The sequence below is a fragment of the Paraburkholderia kirstenboschensis genome, assembly GCF_032806925.1.
Classification (GTDB): domain Bacteria; phylum Pseudomonadota; class Gammaproteobacteria; order Burkholderiales; family Burkholderiaceae; genus Paraburkholderia; species Paraburkholderia kirstenboschensis.
In genome coordinates this window covers 2133554-2151526 of sequence record NZ_CP136513.1, presented here as the reverse complement: position 1 = coordinate 2151526, position 17973 = coordinate 2133554, and the positions used below count along the sequence as shown (strand labels likewise).

The window sequence follows — 17973 nt, the reverse complement described above, 5'->3', positions numbered from 1 at the left end:
CGGCCTGTATGTGTCAGCGCTGCTTTTGGGCAGACGGCTACGACTGCACGTCGCCGAATTCTCCCCGCACGCCCGCTTCGAGCAACGCGGGCAATTCGTCCATGTGTTTCATGATGCGCGTCATGCCCATGTTGCGCAGCGCGTCCGCGTAGCCATCGGGAATATGGCTCGCGCCGACGAAAGCGATCGTCTTCATGCCCGCCGCTCGCGCCGCGTTCAGACCCGCTACGCTGTCTTCCACGACGATGCATCGCGATGGCTCGACGCCGAGCGTCTGCGCGGCAAACAGGTAGACATCGGGAAAAGGTTTGGGACGTGCGACCTGTTCGGCGCTGAAAATGCGCTCGCCGAAAATCTGCTGCAGTCCGGCGCGCTGCACCGACGCAGTCACGCGCGCCATGCGGCTGTTGGACACGACCGCGGCCGGCAGCGTCACGCGTTGCAGCGCAGTTCGCACACCGTTGATCGGACTAAGCGATGCGGCGAGCGCGAGTTCGACATTGTGCTCGATCGTGTTCAGGAAAGCGGGCGGCAGAGCGATGTCGAACGCTTTCTCGATGCCTTCGAGAAAGCGCGACGTTTGCTGGCCAAAGGCCGTCTTGACGATGGGTTCGAAGTCAAGGCCGGGGAAAGTCGCGGATAGCGTCTCGAACATGACGCGGTCAGCAATGACTTCGCTGTCGACGAGCACGCCGTCGCAGTCGCAAATGAGATGGTCGATCATGCCTGAAGGGACGGAAAGCGAGTGCGCGTGGGCCGGTGAATGGCCAGCCCATGCGCGCCGTGTGAAAGCGCCATGATACGTGCTTTGACGCGGCCCGCGTCGCGGTGCCGCTGCTTTCCACCGATGCCACCGCCCTCGATTCTCGCGCGCGTCAGCTGTTCGACACCTCGCGGCGAGATCAGCGCGTATGCAGATACAGATAGAGAGCCGCCGCCACGGCGCCGCCGACGAGCGGCCCGCACACCGGAATCCATGCATAGCGCCAGTCGCTGTCGCGCTTGCCGGGAATCGGCAGCAGCGCATGCATCAGACGCGGCGACAGATCGCGAGCGGGACTCATCGCGTAACCCGTCGGGCCACCGAGCGAGATGCCGATGCCGAGCACGAGCAGGCCGACCGGCAGCGCGTCGAGCGCGCCGAGACCGACTTGCGGCGAGGCTAGATACAGCACGCCGAGAATCAGCACGAAGGTCGCGATCATCTCGGTCAGCAGGTTGTGAGGCACGCTACGAATCGCGGGCGCGGTGCAGAACACGCCAAGCTTGACGTCGGCGTCGCCTTCTTTCGCGAAGTGCTGGCGATACGCGACCCACACGAGCAGCGCGCCAGCCATCCCGCCGAGCATTTGCGCCGCGATATAACCGGGGACCTTGGCCCACGCGAACTTGCCCGCGAGCGCAAGACTGACCGTCACGACCGGATTCAGGTGCGCGCCGCTGTACGACGCAGTGACGTAGACCGCGATGAAAACGGCCATTGCCCAGCCCATCACGATCACGATCAGATCCGCGCCCTTGCCTTTGGTGCGCGCGAGCAGCACGTTGGCGACAGCACCGTCGCCGAGCAGCACGACGAGCGCCGTGCCGATGAATTCCGCAATGTATGGAGACATTGTTGGGTATCCGAAATATTGTTGTTAGGGAAGCCGCGAGACGGGCGGCCTCGTTGCGTTTCGTGGCCTACTGCTTGCCGCCTCGTCGTTGGCTTTTGTTGTTTCGTCGCGCTTTCATCGCGCTGCGGTCGCGGCCGCGTTAGCCTGGTTGGACTTGCCTCATGCCGAACGCTCAGCTGCGAACAACGCGAAGGCCGCTCTCAAGGCGTGTCGGCCCATGCTTTGGCGGCGCGAATCGCGCGCTTCCAGCCGTCGAGACATTCCTCGACGTTCGCTTGTTCGAGCGCTGGTGTGAAGCGGCGATCCAGCTTCCACTGGCTTTGCAGTTCATCCACATCTTTCCAGTAGCCGACCGCGAGGCCCGCCAGATACGCGGCGCCCAACGCAGTGGTTTCCGACACTTTGGGGCGGACCGCGTCCACACCGAGGATGTCGGCCTGGAACTGCATCAGCAGGTTGTTCGCGCAAGCGCCGCCATCCACACGCAATTCACCGATTCGAATGCCGGAGTCGGCCTCCATCGCCTTCAGAACGTCGAGCGACTGATACGCGATCGAATCGAGCGCGGCGCGAGCGATATGCGCGGACGTCGTGCCGCGCGTCACGCCGAACAGCGTGCCGCGGGCGCGCGCATTCCAGTGCGGCGCGCCGAGCCCGGCGAACGCGGGCACCAGATAGACGCCGTCGCAATGCGGCACGCCGCGCGCCAATGTTTCGATCTCAGCCGCGTTCTTGATGATGCCCAGACCGTCGCGCAGCCATTGCACGACCGCGCCGCCAATGAAGATGCTGCCTTCGAGCGCGTAGTTGATCTGATCGCCGATCTGCCACGCAATCGTGGTGACGAGGTTGTTCTTCGATTCAATCGGCTTGTCGCCGGTGTTCATCACCAGGAAGCAGCCGGTGCCGTAGGTGTTCTTCACCATGCCCGATTCGGTGCACATCTGGCCGAAGAGCGCGGCGTGCTGGTCGCCGGCGATGCCCGCGAGCGGAATTTTCGAGGCGAATACGGTGGTCTTGGTGGGCCCGTACACTTCGGACGAAGGACGCGCTTCAGGCAGCATGCTGCGCGGAATGTCGAGCGCGTCGAGCAGTTCGTCGTCCCACTTCAGCGTGTGGATGTTGAACAGCATGGTGCGCGACGCGTTGGTCACGTCGGTGACATGCATGCCACCCTTGGTGAAATTCCACACGAGCCAACTATCGACGGTGCCGAACGCGAGGCGGCCTTGCTTCGCCTTTTCGCGTGCGCCTTCCACGTTGTCGAGAATCCAGCGAATTTTGGTCGCCGAGAAATACGAGTCGATCGGCAGGCCGGTTTTCGCGCGAACCTTGGCTTCGAGGCCTTGCTCCTTGAGCTGGTCGCAGAAGTCGGCGGTGCGGCGGTCCTGCCAGACGATCGCGTTGTAGATCGGATGGCCGGTCTCGCGGTCCCAGACAATGGTGGTTTCGCGCTGATTGGTGATGCCGATTGCGGCGATCGACGTGCCGTTCATGCCGGCGCGCGTCACGGCTTCGGCAGCGACACCCGCCTGCGTCGACCAGATTTCCTGCGGGTTGTGCTCGACCCAGCCCGGACGCGGATAGATCTGCTCAAACTCCTTTTGTGCCGTCGACACGACATTGCCGAGGCGGTCGAACAGCATCGCGCGCGAACTGGTGGTGCCCTGGTCAAGCGCGAGGATGTACTGATCCTGCATTGTCTCTTCTCCATGCGTTTTATGAATCGCCGTAACAGCTTGCCGGCGACGGGAACGGCTTGTCGTTCCAAGCGGCTGCGACCGCGCGGGTTGGTACAGCCGGCTCGATGCAGCCGAGGGGTGAAACGGTTTTTTTATGCTGCGAGCGCGCGCACTTCTACCAGGTTACGCGCTCTGTCGCTCGGGTTGGCGAGCGAACCACGCGTCGATGTCGCGTGTGATCGAGTCGAGCGTGCCCGGCTCGACGTGCAGGCCGAGCTTCGAGCGGCGCCATAGCACGTCGTGCGCGCTGCGTGCCCATTCGGTATCGCGCAGATACGTCAGCTCGGCCTCGTAGAGACCCGGCGCGAACGCGTGGCCGAGATCGGCGAGCGAGCGCGCGCCGGCGATCACGTTCTTCACTCGCGTGCCGTAAGCACGGGCGAGGCGGTGCGCGAGGTCCGCCGGCAACCACGCGTGCTGCTGCTTCAGTCCAGCGAGAAAGCGCTCGAAGTTTGCCTGCGGGATATCGCCGCCGGGCAACGGCGCGCCGGCCGTCCACGAAGGCGCGTCGCTGCCGAGAGCGTGCGCGAGCTTGTCGACGGCTTCTTCGGCGAGCTTGCGAAAGGTCGTGATCTTGCCGCCGAACACGGACAGCAGCGGCGCTTCGCCCGCCGGCGTGTCCAGTTCGAGCGAGTAGTCGCGCGTCACGGCCGACGGATTGTCCGCGCCTTCTTCCTCAAGCAGCGGCCGCACGCCCGAATAGGTCCAGCGCACGTCGGCCGGGGAGATCTTCTGCTTGAAGTAGCGATTGATCGAGTCGCACAGGTACTGCGTCTCGTCGGCGCTGATGGCGACCTGCGCGGGGTCGCCGCGATATTCGAGGTCGGTTGTGCCGATCAGCGTGTAGTCGTGCTCGTACGGAATCGCGAAGATGATCCGCTTGTCCGGATTCTGGAAGATGTACGCGTGGTCGTGTTCGAACAGACGCCGCGTGACGATGTGACTGCCCTTGACGAGCCGCACGCTGTGCGACGCCGGACGGCCGAGCGCGCCTTGCAGCAGTTCGCCGACCCACGGGCCTGCGGCGTTCGCGATCGACGCGGCTCGCACGTCGACGGTCGTGCCGTCCGCGCGCTCGAGCTGCGCGCGCCATTCGCCGCCTGCACGCACGGCGCTCAGCAGCCTGGTGCGCGTGAGAATCTTCGCGCCGTGCTCGGCGGCGTCGAGCGCGTTCAACACGACGAGGCGAGCGTCGTTGACCCAGCCGTCCGAGTACACGAAGCCGCGCTTGATCGATTCGACGAGCGGCGCGCCGGCCGGATGGTCGCGCATCACGATGCCGCGCGAACCGGGCAGCAGTTCGCGACGGGCGAGGTGATCGTAAAGGAACAGACCGGCCCGAATCAGCCAGGCCGGACGCAGATCGGGCATGTGCGGCATCACGAAGCGCAGCGGCCACATGATGTGCGGCGCAGCGCGCAGTAACGTCTCACGCTCCTGCAACGCCTTGCGAACCAGTCCGAACTCGCGGTACTCGAGGTAGCGCAAGCCGCCGTGGATCAGTTTGGTACTTGCCGAGGACGTATGCGCTGCCAGGTCGTCCTGCTCGCACAGCAGCACGGACAGGCCTCGGCCCGCCGCGTCGCGTGCGATGCCCGCGCCGTTGATCCCGCCGCCCACGACGAGCAAATCGTATCTCGTGCCTTGCGTCACCTGCTGCGTCTCCTGACTCGTACGAAATTTTCTGAAATCCTATCGAACCGATAGTGTTCGTTTTCGAACTTTAATGAACAAATTCGAAAAAGTAAAGTTCGCATGTCCCGAGCGCACCTCTATCGAACGGCCAACGTAGTGGCGCAACGCGCGGCCACGGACGATACTCTTGGCAGTAGCCATTTCAAGGTGATTTCATGCGTGTACTTTTCATCGTGGGCGCGGCAGCGCTTCTCGCAGGGTGCGTCGCTTCGCCGAGCTTGAGCGGAACGATGGGCGCGCCGTCGTTCGTCTCGTTGCAGCAGATGTGCAGCGCCCAGCCGGTCGACTACGGCAACGACGCTCAGGGCGTGTATGCGACGTTGTTCGACGCGTATGTGGCGAACCGGCGCGGGCGGTTGTCGAAGGAAGATTACTGCGCGTTTCAGATGGAAATCGCGCAGCGCTACACGAGCCAGGGGGCGAGTACCGACCCGCAGATTCGCAATCAGTGGGTCGCGTTCTTCACGGAGCAGCGCGCGCGAGCAATAAGCTGGCGCGCCGCAGTCGATCCGACGTTGCGCAGCGGTTGATGTTTGTCGTTAGGTGGCGGCGGCTCGGCGGCTCGGCGGTTAACCGGTCATCGGTGACGCGGCCGTAATGAAAGCGGGCGCCGCTGCGGGCGCCCACGTCGACACAGACACAATGGACCGAACCGGCTCGAGGGTCGGCCGTGCGCATGCGGCTGAGCTAGCAGCCGCGCCGGCCGTGAACCGGCAATGAGCCCGACGATGCGCGGGTTGTTATCAGGAAAGGCGTTTGATTGCTCGGAGTGCGCTATCGCCGGATTCCGTTACACGCCATTGTTCATTGCCCGAGGCGAGCCGCTCCAGTTGCACGAGCTGACGTTCGAGGAGGGCGTCAAGTTCTTCTCGCTCCATGTCTACCTGATTGGGAGCGTCCTTGACGAGCAACAACGTGGCGAATTCGTGCGGACTCAGCATCGTTTCTCTCCATGTCAAGCAAACGCGGACAGCCTCGTCGGCGACTGGCATGAATGGCAAGAGCCATTGCCAGGTGGTCCGCAAAAAGATGGGGCGGGAGGTACGGCTACGACAGGTTTACTTAGCACCGGCGGCACGCGGGCACGCAATGAACGCCGGGGAACTGGAGTGTAGTCAAGCAAACGTTAAACACCAAACCGGCCCCCGTAAATTTTCCCTTTGACAATCGCTCCTCACAGAGGCGGTTATTCGCTGCGGCCAGATCCTTGATTTCACTTGAAGTTTCGCGTGCGCTGCAACATGGCCGCGACCGCCTGATCAACCGGCCACGTACACCTGGCAATTGGCGGCGGTGAGCGTCTCGGCCATGTCAGGCGGCGGGGCCGCATCAGTGAAGAGCGCGTCGATCTGGTCGAGATGTCCCTGACGAACCAGCGCAGGGCGGCCGAACTTCGAACTGTCGGCGGCGAGAAAAACGGTGCGCGCATGCTGAATGATGGCTTCGGCCACGCGCACTTCGCGGGTGTCGAAATCGCGCAGGGTGCCGTCGGTTTCGATGCTCGAAGTCCCGATGATCGCGAAGTCCACCTTGAACTGGCGGATGAAGTCGATCGCCAGTTCGCCCACGATGCCTTTGTCCCACGGCCGCACGATGCCGCCCGTCACCAGCACCTCGCAGTCGGGATAGCCGCTCATCATGCTGGCGACGTTCAGATTGTTGGTGATCACGCGCAGCCCGCGATGCCGGTTGAGCGCGCGCGCGACTTCCTCGGTGGTGGTCCCGAGATTGATGAAGAGCGACGCCTGGTCGGGAATGTGAGTGGCCACTAGCGCCGCAATGCGCCGTTTTTCGTCATGGAACATGCGCTGGCGTGCCGTGTACGAGACGTTCTCGGAACTGGTCGGCAGGCTCGCGCCGCCGTGATAGCGGCGCAGCAGGTTCATGTCGGCGAGCCAGTTGACGTCGCGGCGGATCGTCTGCGGCGTCACGTCGAAGTGCGCCGCGAGGTCGTCCACGGTCACGAAGCCGTCGCGTTGCACCCACTCCAGCAGTTCCTGTTGCCGGGCATTGAGAGTGAGGCGGGGGTCTCGGGTCATGAGTCTCGGTGATGGGTTGTTATCGGTGCCTGCCGCGGCCCGGCATGGGCGGGACGCGTATGCGAGTGTGCGTGTATTGTAAGACCATCGCGCGGGTGGTCTGCCAACTCGTGCGACATGCACAAGCCTGCGCGCGCCGAACATTCGGGGCATTCAGCGCAGCGGCGCATTTATCCATCCGATAAATGAATTTGCGTTTTGCGGCGGCTCGCGCTGCAATCGAAGATTTTCCGTTCCATCCGCGTTTCATCTTTCCTATCGTGTCCGGCGGCTTGCGTCGCCTGACCGTGCTTTCGAGAGCGTTCGACATGACTGGCTTCAACTGGCAAAACCCTTACCCGACGCCGCGCTTGCCTGTGTTCGCGCGCAACATCGTTTCGACGTCGCACCCGCTCCCCGCCCAAGCGGGGCTGCGCATGCTGTGGAAAGGCGGCAACGCGGTCGACGCGGCAATCGCCGCCGCAGCCGCGATCACGGTCGTCGAGCCGGTCTCGTGCGGTCTTGGCGGCGACGCGTTCGCGCTCGTCTGGGACGGCCGCAAGCTGCACGGCCTGAATGCGTCGGGCGTGGCGCTGGCGGCCTGGAGCGTCGACTACTTCAAACGCAAATACGGCGAGGAAGACGGCCTCGCGATTCAGCCCAAGCGCGGCTGGGATGCGGTGACCGTTCCCGGCGTTATCGCGGGCTGGGAAGCGCTGCACGAGAAGTTCGGCTCGCTGCCGTTCGCGGATCTGATGGAGCCCGCCATCGAGATTGCCGAGCGCGGTCACGCGGTGGCCAGCATCGTTGCCCACAAGTGGGCAGCGGCGGTCCCGGAGTTGAAGGACCAGCCGGGGTTTGCGTCGACCTTCATGCCCCGCGGACGCGCCCCGGAGGTGAGCGAACTCGTGCGCTTTCCCGGCCACGGCAAGACGCTGCGCAAGCTCGCCGAACAGGGCCCGCGCGCGTACTACGAAGGGGAGATTGCCGAGCGAATCGCGGCGTTTTCGCGTGAATGCGGCGGCGCGCTGACCGTCGACGATTTGCGCAACTATCGCGCGGATTGGGTCGAGCCGATCGGCAAGGACTATCGTGGGTACACCGTGCACGAGATTCCGCCGAACGGGCAGGGCATCGCGGCGCTGATCGCGCTCGGCATCCTCGAACAGTTCGATGTGAAGGAGTTGACGGTCGACAACGTGGAGTCGCAGCACCTGCAGATCGAGGCGATGAAACTCGCGTTCGCGGACGTCTATCGCTACGTTGCCGATCCGGGCTCTATGGAAGTCACACCCGAGCAGATGCTCGACGACGCGTACCTTGCGTCGCGCGCGAAGCTGATCGATCACAGGCGCGCCACGCAGTTCGACTTTGGCATGCCGAAGGCCGGCGGCACCATCTATATGTCGGTGGCGGACGAGCGCGGCATGATGGTCAGTTTTATTCAGTTGAACTACATGGGCTTCGGATCGGGGATCGTGGTGCCCGACACCGGCATCTCGATGCAGAATCGCGGCTCCGGCTTCTCGATGGATCCGAAGTCGCCCAATGTGGTGGAAGGCGGTAAGCGGCCGTTCCACACGATCATCCCCGCATTCCTCACGCAGCAGGTGGACGGGCAGCAGGAAGCGGTCATGAGCTTCGGCGTGATGGGCGGCGACATGCAGCCGCAGGGGCATTTGCAATCTGTCGTGCGTATGCTCGACTACGGTCAGCAGCCGCAGGCCGCATGCGACGCACCGCGCTGGAAGGTCAACCGCGACTTCACGATCGACATTGAATCGACGCTCGACGCAAAGACGGCAGAAGGGTTGCAGAAGCTCGGCCACAAGATCAAATCCGTCGACGATCCTTACATGGATTTCGGTTCCGGCCAGTACATCTGGAAGCTCGATCGCAATGTCCGGAGCGCGGTTGTGTAGCCGCCAGCGACAGCCGCCGCGACGGTTTGGCAGCCGGTTTCTGACGGCCGCCAGCGCCTTCTTGAACGCGGCTCGAAAGGTGGCTCGAAGTATCCGCGCGCCGTAACTTTCGAGCCGCGGTGTGTCGCGTTTTGCGAAAAAAAGCCGGCTCGCTGAGCTGGCTTTTTTGTGCGCCGTGCAATCGTGCTTGCCTCACCGAAACTTTCGTCTATCGTGAAATTGGAACCTTGGCCAATCGGTACGGTCTGTGCGGGGTTGTCTGCAGACTTGCGAAACAGCGGCTAAGATGCAAACACAAGGGGTTAACTCTAATTCACGGCGCTGTATCCGACACGGCGAACCGCAACGCGAGGTAGCGCGATAGGAGCGGTTCCAAGCATGCTCCACGAGTCGATACAGCTTTCGGAGCAAGACACGATGCACACAGAGCTGAACCACGTCATGCCCTGGCGGATCGAGGACATAGACCTCACGCGCATTGATCGCCAGAAAGCGGTCGCGAACGAAGACCTGTTATTGCTGCTGTGTGCCGCTTCATTTATTGAAAGCGGCACCGATCTTTACACCAGTAATCTAAGCAAGTTTTTCGACGGCGATCCGGAAGTTTCCGCGTGGCTCAACAACGAGTGGGAGCCAGAGGAAATGCAACACGGCCGCGCGCTAAAAACGTATATCGCGTACGTGTGGCCAGAATTCGATTGGGACACCGCGTTCCGTAATTTCATGGACGAATATTCGCTGACCTGTTCCGTGGAAGATTTTGAAAAGACTCGTGCGCTTGAAATGGTGGCGCGGTGCGTCGTCGAAACGGGTACGGCCACCTTGTATCGCGCGATTGGCGAGTGTTCGGACGAACCGGTGCTCAAGGAGATTACCGACAACATTCGTATCGACGAGGTCCGCCATTACAAGCACTTTTTCAAGTACTTCAAGAAGTACAACAAGATCGAGGGCAATGGCCGGCTCGCGGTTCTGGGCGCGTTAATGCGTCGCGTAATCGAGATCAAGAACGAAGACTCGGAGATCGCGTTGCGTCACGTGTTCGCAATCCGTTATCCGGAGCGCGTGCGCGACCAGGCCTATAACCGCGAGCGGGCCGCGCGCATTAATGCACTCGTGCGGCGTAATCTGTCGGCCGACATGTGCGTGAAGATGCTGCTCAAGCCGCTCGACTTGCCGGCGAAGATTCAGCCCGGCGTGCATTACCCGCTCGCCAAAATTACGCAGCATGTGTTCTTCCGTTAAGCGGTATTGCGAACATCGGCAATTCGCCGGCGTAAAAGATGGCCCGTATGCGGGCCATTTGTTTTTCAGGGCATCATTGAGCCTTGCCCTCCAACCGGACACTTGCGATGAGCGATTCCTCCTTGCCCCAGCGCCCGCTCGAGCAGACTGCATTCGACAAATGGCCCGACGCGGTTCGCGCGCTATTCGACGGCTCGTCGCTCGCGAGCAAGACGGGTTTCACGGCCTCGCTGCTGACCGTCGACGCGAATCAGCATATCCGCACGTCGCTGCTCGGCGCAGGGGAGTTGTACGCGCCCGATTCGCGCACGCTTTGTATCGCGCTATGGCCGCAAGCCCGGGCGGCGCGCGCGATCGCGCAGAGCGGGCGCGCTGCGTTGACTTTCGTCTTGGAAGGGGCGTTTTATCAGGTGCAGTTGCTCGCCGCGCCGCTGCCGCCCGCCGATGGCGACGACAGCGGTCTCGTCTACGTGAACTGCTCGATTGATTCGGCGGAAACGCAAAGAGTGCGCTATGCGCGCCTGACAAGCGGCATTACGTTTGAACTGGAAGGAGAGGCAGAAAAGATTCTCGACCGATGGGAGCGGCAGATCGAGTACTTGAAACGGGCCGCGGCGTTGGGGGCTTGAGGTAAGGCCCCCGCGCCATTGCTGCGGCTGTGTTCGCTGGATGGTGGAGAGGAGGGTCTTGCGGCTTTCGCGCTGTATGGCGGGCTCGCGGCGGCGCGTAATGGCGAGGCTTGGCGGCCTCTAGTCTGGCCCTCGCGCTGAGAGGCGGGACTCAACGGTCAGGCTTGAGGGTGGCACTCAGCGGCCAGCCTGAGAGTGGTCAGCCTCCGAACCGCCGACCGCAGCCGCCAAGCTCAGCCGCCAAGCTCAACCGCCAAGCTCAACCGCCAAGCTCAACCGCCAAGCTCAACCGCCAAGCTCAACCGCCAAGCTCAACCGCCAAGCTCAACCGCCAAGCTCAACCGCCAAGCTCAACCGCCAAGCTCAACCGCCAAGCTCAACCGCCAACCTCAACCGCCAACCTCAACCGCCAACCTCAACCGCCAACCTCAACCGCGAACCTCAACCTCCCGAGGCCTCAACGGCCACGCTGACCGCTGCGCGCCGGATTGCCCCCGCGCGGCGAGTCGTTGCGTGATTTTGCGCCGCCGAGCAATGCACCCGGATTGCCACTCTGCGGTTTGCGCGGCGCGTGCTGTGCGGCGCTACCTTCATGAGCAATAGCGCGCGGGCGGTCGTCCTGACGCTGACCGTCGCGGCGCGGCTGTCCGCCGTTGCCGGCCGGCTTCGCGGCTTGCGGCTTCGGCTGCTGCTGGCCGTTCGGCGGACGTTGCCCCGAGCGTTGCGCCGGTTTTGCCGCGCCGCCGTTGCCACCCTTCGGTGCCCCTTGACCTTGACGCGGCGAACGACCGCCGCCGCCACCGCCCTGGCCGCGGCGCAAAATCGGTTCCGGCTTCGCGGTCGGGTCCGGTTCAAAACCGGCGATCACTTCCTGCGGCACCGGACGCTTGATCAGCTTCTCAATGTCCTTCAGCAGTTGCAGTTCGTCGACGCACACCAGTGAAATTGCCTCGCCCGTCGCACCCGCGCGACCGGTGCGGCCGATCCGGTGCACGTAGTCTTCCGGCACGTTAGGCAGATCGAAATTGACGACGTGCGGCAACTGATCGATGTCGATGCCGCGCGCGGCGATGTCCGTGGCGACCAGCACCTGCAGCGTGCCATCCTTGAACTCGGCGAGCGCACGCGTACGAGCCGACTGGCTCTTGTTGCCGTGAATCGCCAGAGCGCTGATGCCGTCTTTGGTCAGCTGTTCGGCGAGGCGATTGGCGCCGTGCTTGGTGCGCGTGAACACCAGCACCTGAAACCAGTTGTGCTGCTTGATCAGATGCGTTAGCAACTCGCGCTTCTTGTCGCGATCCACCGGGTGAATTTTTTGCGCAACCGTTTCCGCCGTCGTATTGCGGCGCGCGACTTCGATCAGCGCCGGCGAGTCGAGCAGATTGTCGGCGAGTGTTTTGATCTCGTCGGAGAAAGTTGCCGAGAAGAGCAGGTTCTGACGCTTCGGCGGCAGCTTGGCCAGCACGCGCTTGATGTCGTGAATGAAGCCCATGTCGAGCATCCGGTCCGCTTCGTCGAGCACGAGAATCTCGAGATGCGACAGGTCGATGGTCTTCTGCTGCATATGGTCGAGCAATCGGCCAGGCGTTGCGACGACGATGTCCACGCCGCTCCTGAGCGCGCCGATCTGCGGATTGATGCCGACGCCGCCAAACATGACCGTCGATTTCAGCTTCAGATACTTGCCGTAGGCGCGCACGCTTTCTTCGACCTGCGCGGCGAGTTCACGCGTAGGCGTGAGAATCAGCGCGCGGACCGCGCGCTTGCCCGACGCGGAGGCGTGCGGGGGCATGGAATTGAGACGCTGCAGGATCGGCAGCGTGAAGCCGGCCGTCTTGCCGGTGCCGGTTTGCGCGCCGGCCAGCAGATCGCCGCCGTTCAGCACAGCGGGGATCGCTTGCGTCTGGATGGGGGTCGGAGTGGTGTAGCCGAGTTCGTGTACAGCGCGGACCAGGGGTTCGGACAAGCCGAGGGAATCAAAAGACATAGAAACTCTTTGCAATGCAGTTTCGCGAACGGCACATGTGGGCCCCCAGCGGGCACAAATGCGGCATGAACACGCCGCATGGCGTGATCGAGATCAAGGCCGAAGCCCAGTTCCGTTCGCAGAGAAATCGGCGGCACGCTCGGATGCGTGCCGAATGCTTCAACGCGCTATGCAGACACGTTGACTGGCCTTAAGTTGCATTTCGCCGCCGTGGACGTTACGCGACATAGCGCGCAACGCTGACGAATTGACACAGACTGCCCGCCAGTACGAACAGGTGCCAGATACCATGTCCGTGCCGGATGCGCTCGTCGTTGATGAAGAAGTAGATGCCGGCGCTGTAGATGACCCCGCCGGCCACGAGCCAGGCAGTGCCCGCAGCCGGTAATGCTTGAACCAGCGGGCGGACGGCAACGAGCGCGAGCCATCCCATCAGGACATACAGCACCATCGAAACGCTGCGGGTGCGTCGCCCGAGCGTCAGTTCCTGCACGATGCCGAGAGCGGCAAGCCCCCAGCTTACGCCGAACAGCGACCAACCCCACGGCCCGCGCAACGTGACAAGTGTGAACGGAGTGTAGCTTCCGGCGATCAGCAGATAGATCGCCGAATGGTCGCATTTCTGCAGCACTGCCTTGATACGGGGGCTGCGCACGCTATGGTAAAGCGTCGAGATAGCATACAGCACGAACAGCATCGCACCGTACACGCTGAAACTCACCACCTTGTACGCGTCGCCCTCTACCGTGCCCATCGTCACGAGCATAGCCAGTCCCGCCACCGACAGCACGGCGCCGACGAGGTGGGTAATGCTGTTGAAACGCTCACCGACCTGCACGGTCTTTCCTCCTGCACGGTTTCATCGAGGCATTTGTTGCCGTAGCCTCATGATACCGGTCCTCAAAAAACGAAGGGCGCGGCCGCGAATTTCGCAGGCCGCGCCCCCGGTGCACCGAACGCTGCTTAGTCGAGCGGCGCCGAACGCAGATCCGACACTTGCTGCGGCGACACGGCCGTGCCGTGGTTGCCCCACGACATACGAATGTACGTGACGACAGCTGCCACTTCCTGATTCGACAGCGACTGCGCGAACGGCGGCATGCCGTACGGATGCGGGTTCGCGTCCGTGCTCGGAGGATAACCGCCGTTCAGCACCATGCGGATCGGGTTGACCGCCGACGGCATCTGGATCGACTGGTTGTTCGCGAGCGGCGGGAAGGCCGGCGGCTGGCCGAGGCCGTTCTCCGCGTGGCACTTCGCGCAATTGTCAGCGTAGATCTTCTGACCTTGCTTCAACAGTTCGCCGCCGAACTTTTCCGACGTTTCCAGTTGGAGCGGCTCTGGTGCTTCGCTCTTCTGCGGAATCGTCTTCAGGTACGTGGCCATTGCGTTGATGTCCGCATCGCTCATGTACTGCAGGCTGTTGTGAACCACTTCGGCCATCGGGCCGAACACCGCGCCGCGGTTCGACACACCTGTTTTTAGCAGATCGGCGATGTCTTTCGTTTCCCAGTCGCCGAGGCCCGCTTCCTTGTTCGAGGTGAGCGACGGTGCGTACCAGTTCTGCAGCGGGATCAGGCCGCCGGCAAAAGCCGCCGAATTGACCGGGCCGCCCATTGCGTTGATCGACGTGTGGCACATGCCGCAATGTCCGAGGCCTTCGATCAGGTACGCGCCGCGATTCCATTCGACCGATTTGGTCGGATCCGCTTTGTACTCGCCTTCACGGAAGAACAGCGTGCGCCAGCCGATCAGCATGTTGCGCTGGTTGAACGGGAACTTCAGTTCGTGCGGACGGCTCGCCACGTTGACGGGCGCGACCGAGCGCAGATACGCATAGATCGCGTCGGAGTCGGCGCGTGTGACCTTCGTGTAGCTCGTGAACGGGAAGCCCGGATAGAGCAGGCTGCCGTCTTTCGAGCGACCGGTGTGCATGGCGCGGTAGAAGTCGTCCTGTGTCCACTTGCCGATACCGTACTGGTCGTCAGGCGTGATGTTCGGCGTGAACATCGTGCCGAACGGCGTGGCCATGGGCAGGCCGCCGGCGAACTGCTTGCCGCCGCGGACCGTGTGGCAGGCGATACAGTCGCCAGCGCGGGCGAGGTACTCGCCCTTCTTCACGAGCGCAGCCTGGTCGGCGGGCGTGGCCGCCACGGCCGAGCCGTTATGCAGATTGTCGCCGCCCGACCACAGGACGGGAACGAGTGCAGCAGCCGCGACAACGACAACTGCCGAGAGGGCGAACAAAGACTTGCGTTTCATTTGAGTGTCTCTCCCGGTGCCTTATTGCGGTTCGCTGCCGCAGGCAAGCGGAGTCTTCATCGAGCGGGCCGGAGCCGGCACGGGGTTTTGTGGAGCCTGTTGCGTGGAAAGCCAGGCAGCGACCGCGTTCACGTCTTCGTCTGTGAGACGCGTGGCGATGGTGTGCATGCAATCAGGTGCGATTGCGTGGCGCGTGCCCGAACGCCATGCGCCGAGCTGCGCGCTGATGTAGTCGGAGTGCAGACCGACGAGACCCGGGATGGCCGGCTCCATGCCGGTCAGGCCCTTGCCGTGGCAAGCCGCGCAAGCCGGAATCTGCTTCGACGCGTCGCCGTTCAGCACGATCTGCTGGCCGCGAGCGAGCGTGGTCGACGACACAGTCGGCTTGGCCGGCTGCGGATACGGCGGACGTTGCTTCGAGAAGTACGTGGCGATCTGATGCAGATAGTCGTCGGAAAGATACGTGACGAGGTAATTCATGGGCGGATACTTGCGGCGCCCTTCGCGGAAATTCTGCAACTGGTTGTACAGATAGTCGGCCGGCTTGCCCGCAAGGCGCGGGAAGTAGTCGTTGTCAGTACCTTGACCGTGCGTGCCGTGGCAGGCCGTGCAACCTTGCACGCGCGCTTCCATAGTATCGGGGGCCTTCGGTTGAGTCTGCGCTTTCGCAGCGCTATAGACACCCGCGGAGCCGATCAGCAGAAGGGCAAGCAACGGGCGGAAAATGCGTCTTGAAGACACGCGTAACTCCATCAAAATCGGGGACCTGACCGAACTTCGAGCGGCTCGGTGTGAAGGGCAGCCGGCGCTGCGGCGACGCAGCATTCTATCATCGAAGGGTGATGATGACTATTTGCCACATTCGACGAGCTTGCGGCTGTCACCGGCGTGCGACAGTTTGACGCGTATCGCCGCGCGGAACTCCCGCGTCTTTTCAGACCTTGGTGCGCGGTCCGAGGTTGCAATCGCTGTACCCGGCAAACTTTTGCCCGCGCGATGTTGAACCGACCCGCGTGCGGACCATCGAAGCGTACACTTCCGGGCGCCGGACCGCGGGCGAGATCTGTTCGCGCAGGGATCCGGTTCAACCGGTCCGGCAGGCGCCCGCCGTTTTCCCGTTCATCCGCTATCGGCCTTACATGAAGCTAATCAATCTTTCCAGTCCAGCGTGGGTTTCGTCCGTGCTCGGCGCCGCGGCGCTCGTCCTGACGTCCACGGCATTCGCGCATGCGCATCTCGTTTCCAGCGTGCCCGCAGCCAACGCCGAAGTCGCCGCACCCACCGAGGTCACCCTCCACTTCACCGAGCCGCTCGAGCCGGCCTTCAGCAAAATCGCGCTGGACGACGCGAACGGCAAGGCAGTTGCGCCCGGTGCGTCGCAAGTCGACAAGCAGGACGCGCGCGTCATGCATCTGCCGCTGCCGCAGTTGGGCGCGGGCCGCTACGCGGTGCACTGGACCGCCGTGGCCACCGACGGTCATCGCACGCAGGGCGACTTTGCGTTCATCGTCAAATGAGCATCGACGCATTGTGGATCGGGCAGGTCGCCATGGCCGCGCTCATGAACGTCGCGTTTGCGTTTGCTGTCGGTTCGGCGTTGCTCGGCGCGTGGCTCGCGAACGATGCCAAGGCGAAGATCGCGCCCGGGCGTCCCGCCTGGTTGCGCGCGCAACGTTCAATGTTGACTGCGAGCGTCGTACTGGTGCTCGCGGACCTCGGCTGGCTGTTGTATCAGGCGGCGTCGATGAGTGGCGTTGCGCTTCCGGCCGCGTTTGCCTTCATACCGACGGTGCTCACCCAAACACATGTCGGCTACGGCTGGAGCGTTGCGTTCGCGGGCGCACTGGTGTTGCTCGGCACGGCAATGACGGGTCATAGCGGCATGTTGCGCAACGCGCTGCTGTGGCTCGCGGTGATTGCGATCGCCGCAGGCAAGGCGTCGCTCGGGCATGCGGTGGACGCTGGCCCCGCATCCGCGGCCATCGCAATGCAAACGCTTCATGTGCTCGTGACCAGCGTGTGGGGCGGCCTCGCGATCACGGCCGGGTTGGTCGTATTGCCGGCGCTCGGCACGTCGACCGCGCGCGGCATATTGATCCGTACAGCGACGCAGGTGTCGAACGTGTCGGCGGTCGCGGTGGGCTTCGTGCTGCTCTCCGGCATCTTCAACGCGGTGCGCGGCTCGGGCGGCTCATTCGAGGCGATCGGGTCGAGCACATGGGGCCACGTGTTGATACTCAAGCTTTCGCTCGTCGCGCTCGCGCTCGTGCTCGGCGGCCTAAACCGCTTCCTTGCGCTTCCGCGTCTGCGCCGCACTGCATCGACGATGGACGCCCATACGTTCGCCAACGTGCTTTATCTGGAAGCGCTTGCCATGATCGGCGTATTCGTCGCTGCCGCCGCGCTGTCGCATAGCGTGCCGGCGTTCGCGATGGTGAGCTGAGTTCGATACTCGAGATGGCCGGCGCCCCGGCGCGGGCCGTATTGTGAGTAGGCGTCGCGGCGCGCGCGGAAAAATGCGCTGCGCGGTTTCAACGTGCGGCGCGATAACCACGTTCGCCATGCGTTGGCCGGCGAACCCGCTACTGCCCGGTATGTGAGAGCTGGGCTTTTGACCTTTGCGGTTCGAGCGTCTCCTCGGGAAACATCTCCTGCGTCAATTCACCGGCGTCGTTGAACCATTGGCAGATCAGCCAGTTGCCCGATGCGAACAGCACTGGGCCGCTCCACGTGACGGTCATTGCGCACCCGCCAGATTTGAGCTTGAGCACGTCGCCCACGCCGTATGTCGGCCTGGAGGCTCTGAAGGGTCGAGCAACTCGAACGAAGAACGGCATGTCGAGCATTCGACCGATCG

The 17973-nt window shown here is 63.2% G+C and carries 16 protein-coding genes and 1 pseudogene; 6 read left to right on the top strand and 11 right to left on the bottom strand.

Features of this window, described 5'->3' with window-relative positions; all coding sequences use genetic code 11:
• Positions 1-37 precede the first annotated feature (37 nt).
• The 4 genes from RW095_RS32260 to glpD form a co-directional block, all read right to left on the bottom strand.
• Positions 38-724, bottom strand: coding sequence for an HAD family hydrolase (locus RW095_RS32260; RefSeq protein WP_317020005.1), 687 nt, complete (start codon positions 722-724; stop codon positions 38-40).
• 178 nt (positions 725-902) lie between these two features.
• Positions 903-1616 (bottom strand): MIP/aquaporin family protein, encoded by a 714-nt coding sequence (locus RW095_RS32255; RefSeq protein ID WP_027778847.1) that lies wholly within the window; start codon positions 1614-1616, stop codon positions 903-905.
• 200 nt (positions 1617-1816) lie between these two features.
• The gene (gene glpK, locus RW095_RS32250; protein WP_317020004.1) at positions 1817-3316 is read right to left on the bottom strand and encodes a glycerol kinase GlpK; all 1500 of its coding nucleotides are present in this window, start codon (positions 3314-3316) and stop codon (positions 1817-1819) included.
• 165 nt (positions 3317-3481) lie between these two features.
• Entirely contained in the window at positions 3482-5011 is a 1530-nt protein-coding gene (gene glpD / locus RW095_RS32245; RefSeq protein WP_317020003.1) for a glycerol-3-phosphate dehydrogenase, read from the bottom strand.
• 197 nt (positions 5012-5208) lie between these two features.
• Here glpD and RW095_RS32240 point away from each other — a divergent pair, with 197 nt between their 5' ends.
• Positions 5209-5583, top strand: a complete 375-nt coding sequence (locus RW095_RS32240; protein WP_317020002.1) for a hypothetical protein — start codon at positions 5209-5211, stop codon at positions 5581-5583.
• Between the two features lie 213 nt (positions 5584-5796).
• Here RW095_RS32240 and RW095_RS32235 read toward each other — a convergent pair whose 3' ends face one another.
• Positions 5797-5994, bottom strand: coding sequence for a hypothetical protein (locus RW095_RS32235; RefSeq protein ID WP_006049938.1), 198 nt, complete (start codon positions 5992-5994; stop codon positions 5797-5799).
• A 318-nt stretch (positions 5995-6312) separates the two neighbouring features.
• Complete coding sequence (locus tag RW095_RS32230; RefSeq protein WP_201701269.1) at positions 6313-7092, bottom strand: DeoR/GlpR family DNA-binding transcription regulator; 780 nt, start codon at positions 7090-7092, stop codon at positions 6313-6315.
• Between the two features lie 308 nt (positions 7093-7400).
• Here RW095_RS32230 and RW095_RS32225 point away from each other — a divergent pair.
• From RW095_RS32225 to RW095_RS32215, 3 genes and pseudogenes are all read left to right on the top strand, one after another.
• Positions 7401-9037 (top strand): annotated as a pseudogene (locus RW095_RS32225) (gamma-glutamyltransferase family protein).
• Between the two features lie 373 nt (positions 9038-9410).
• A complete protein-coding gene (locus RW095_RS32220) occupies positions 9411-10238 on the top strand; it encodes a ferritin-like domain-containing protein (RefSeq protein ID WP_317020001.1) in 828 nt (275 codons plus the stop codon).
• Between the two features lie 107 nt (positions 10239-10345).
• Positions 10346-10867, top strand: coding sequence for a hypothetical protein (locus RW095_RS32215; RefSeq protein WP_317020000.1), 522 nt, complete (start codon positions 10346-10348; stop codon positions 10865-10867).
• A 457-nt stretch (positions 10868-11324) separates the two neighbouring features.
• On the opposite strand, the gene RW095_RS32210 is transcribed toward RW095_RS32215, so the two are convergent.
• The 4 genes from RW095_RS32210 to RW095_RS32195 form a co-directional block, all read right to left on the bottom strand.
• Positions 11325-12854 (bottom strand): DEAD/DEAH box helicase, encoded by a 1530-nt coding sequence (locus tag RW095_RS32210; RefSeq protein ID WP_317019999.1) that lies wholly within the window; start codon positions 12852-12854, stop codon positions 11325-11327.
• 217 nt (positions 12855-13071) lie between these two features.
• Entirely contained in the window at positions 13072-13692 is a 621-nt protein-coding gene (gene trhA / locus RW095_RS32205) for a PAQR family membrane homeostasis protein TrhA (RefSeq protein ID WP_317019998.1), read from the bottom strand.
• 125 nt (positions 13693-13817) lie between these two features.
• Positions 13818-15116, bottom strand: a complete 1299-nt coding sequence (locus RW095_RS32200) for a c-type cytochrome (RefSeq protein ID WP_317019997.1) — start codon at positions 15114-15116, stop codon at positions 13818-13820.
• Between the two features lie 21 nt (positions 15117-15137).
• The gene (locus RW095_RS32195) at positions 15138-15869 is read right to left on the bottom strand and encodes a c-type cytochrome (protein ID WP_033379637.1); all 732 of its coding nucleotides are present in this window, start codon (positions 15867-15869) and stop codon (positions 15138-15140) included.
• 386 nt (positions 15870-16255) lie between these two features.
• Here RW095_RS32195 and copC point away from each other — a divergent pair, with 386 nt between their 5' ends.
• Both copC and RW095_RS32185 read left to right on the top strand, forming a co-directional pair.
• On the top strand, positions 16256-16633 hold the full coding sequence (gene copC / locus RW095_RS32190; protein WP_317019996.1) for a copper homeostasis periplasmic binding protein CopC: 378 nt from the start codon (positions 16256-16258) through the stop codon (positions 16631-16633).
• On the top strand, positions 16630-17559 hold the full coding sequence (locus RW095_RS32185; protein WP_317019995.1) for a CopD family protein: 930 nt from the start codon (positions 16630-16632) through the stop codon (positions 17557-17559). The genes copC and RW095_RS32185 overlap by 4 nt, the downstream gene beginning before the upstream one ends.
• A gap of 139 nt (positions 17560-17698) precedes the next feature.
• Here the strand turns inward: RW095_RS32185 and RW095_RS32180 are convergent, their stop codons facing one another.
• A complete protein-coding gene (locus RW095_RS32180) occupies positions 17699-17962 on the bottom strand; it encodes a YodC family protein (protein ID WP_317019994.1) in 264 nt (87 codons plus the stop codon).
• Positions 17963-17973: the final 11 nt, after the last annotated feature.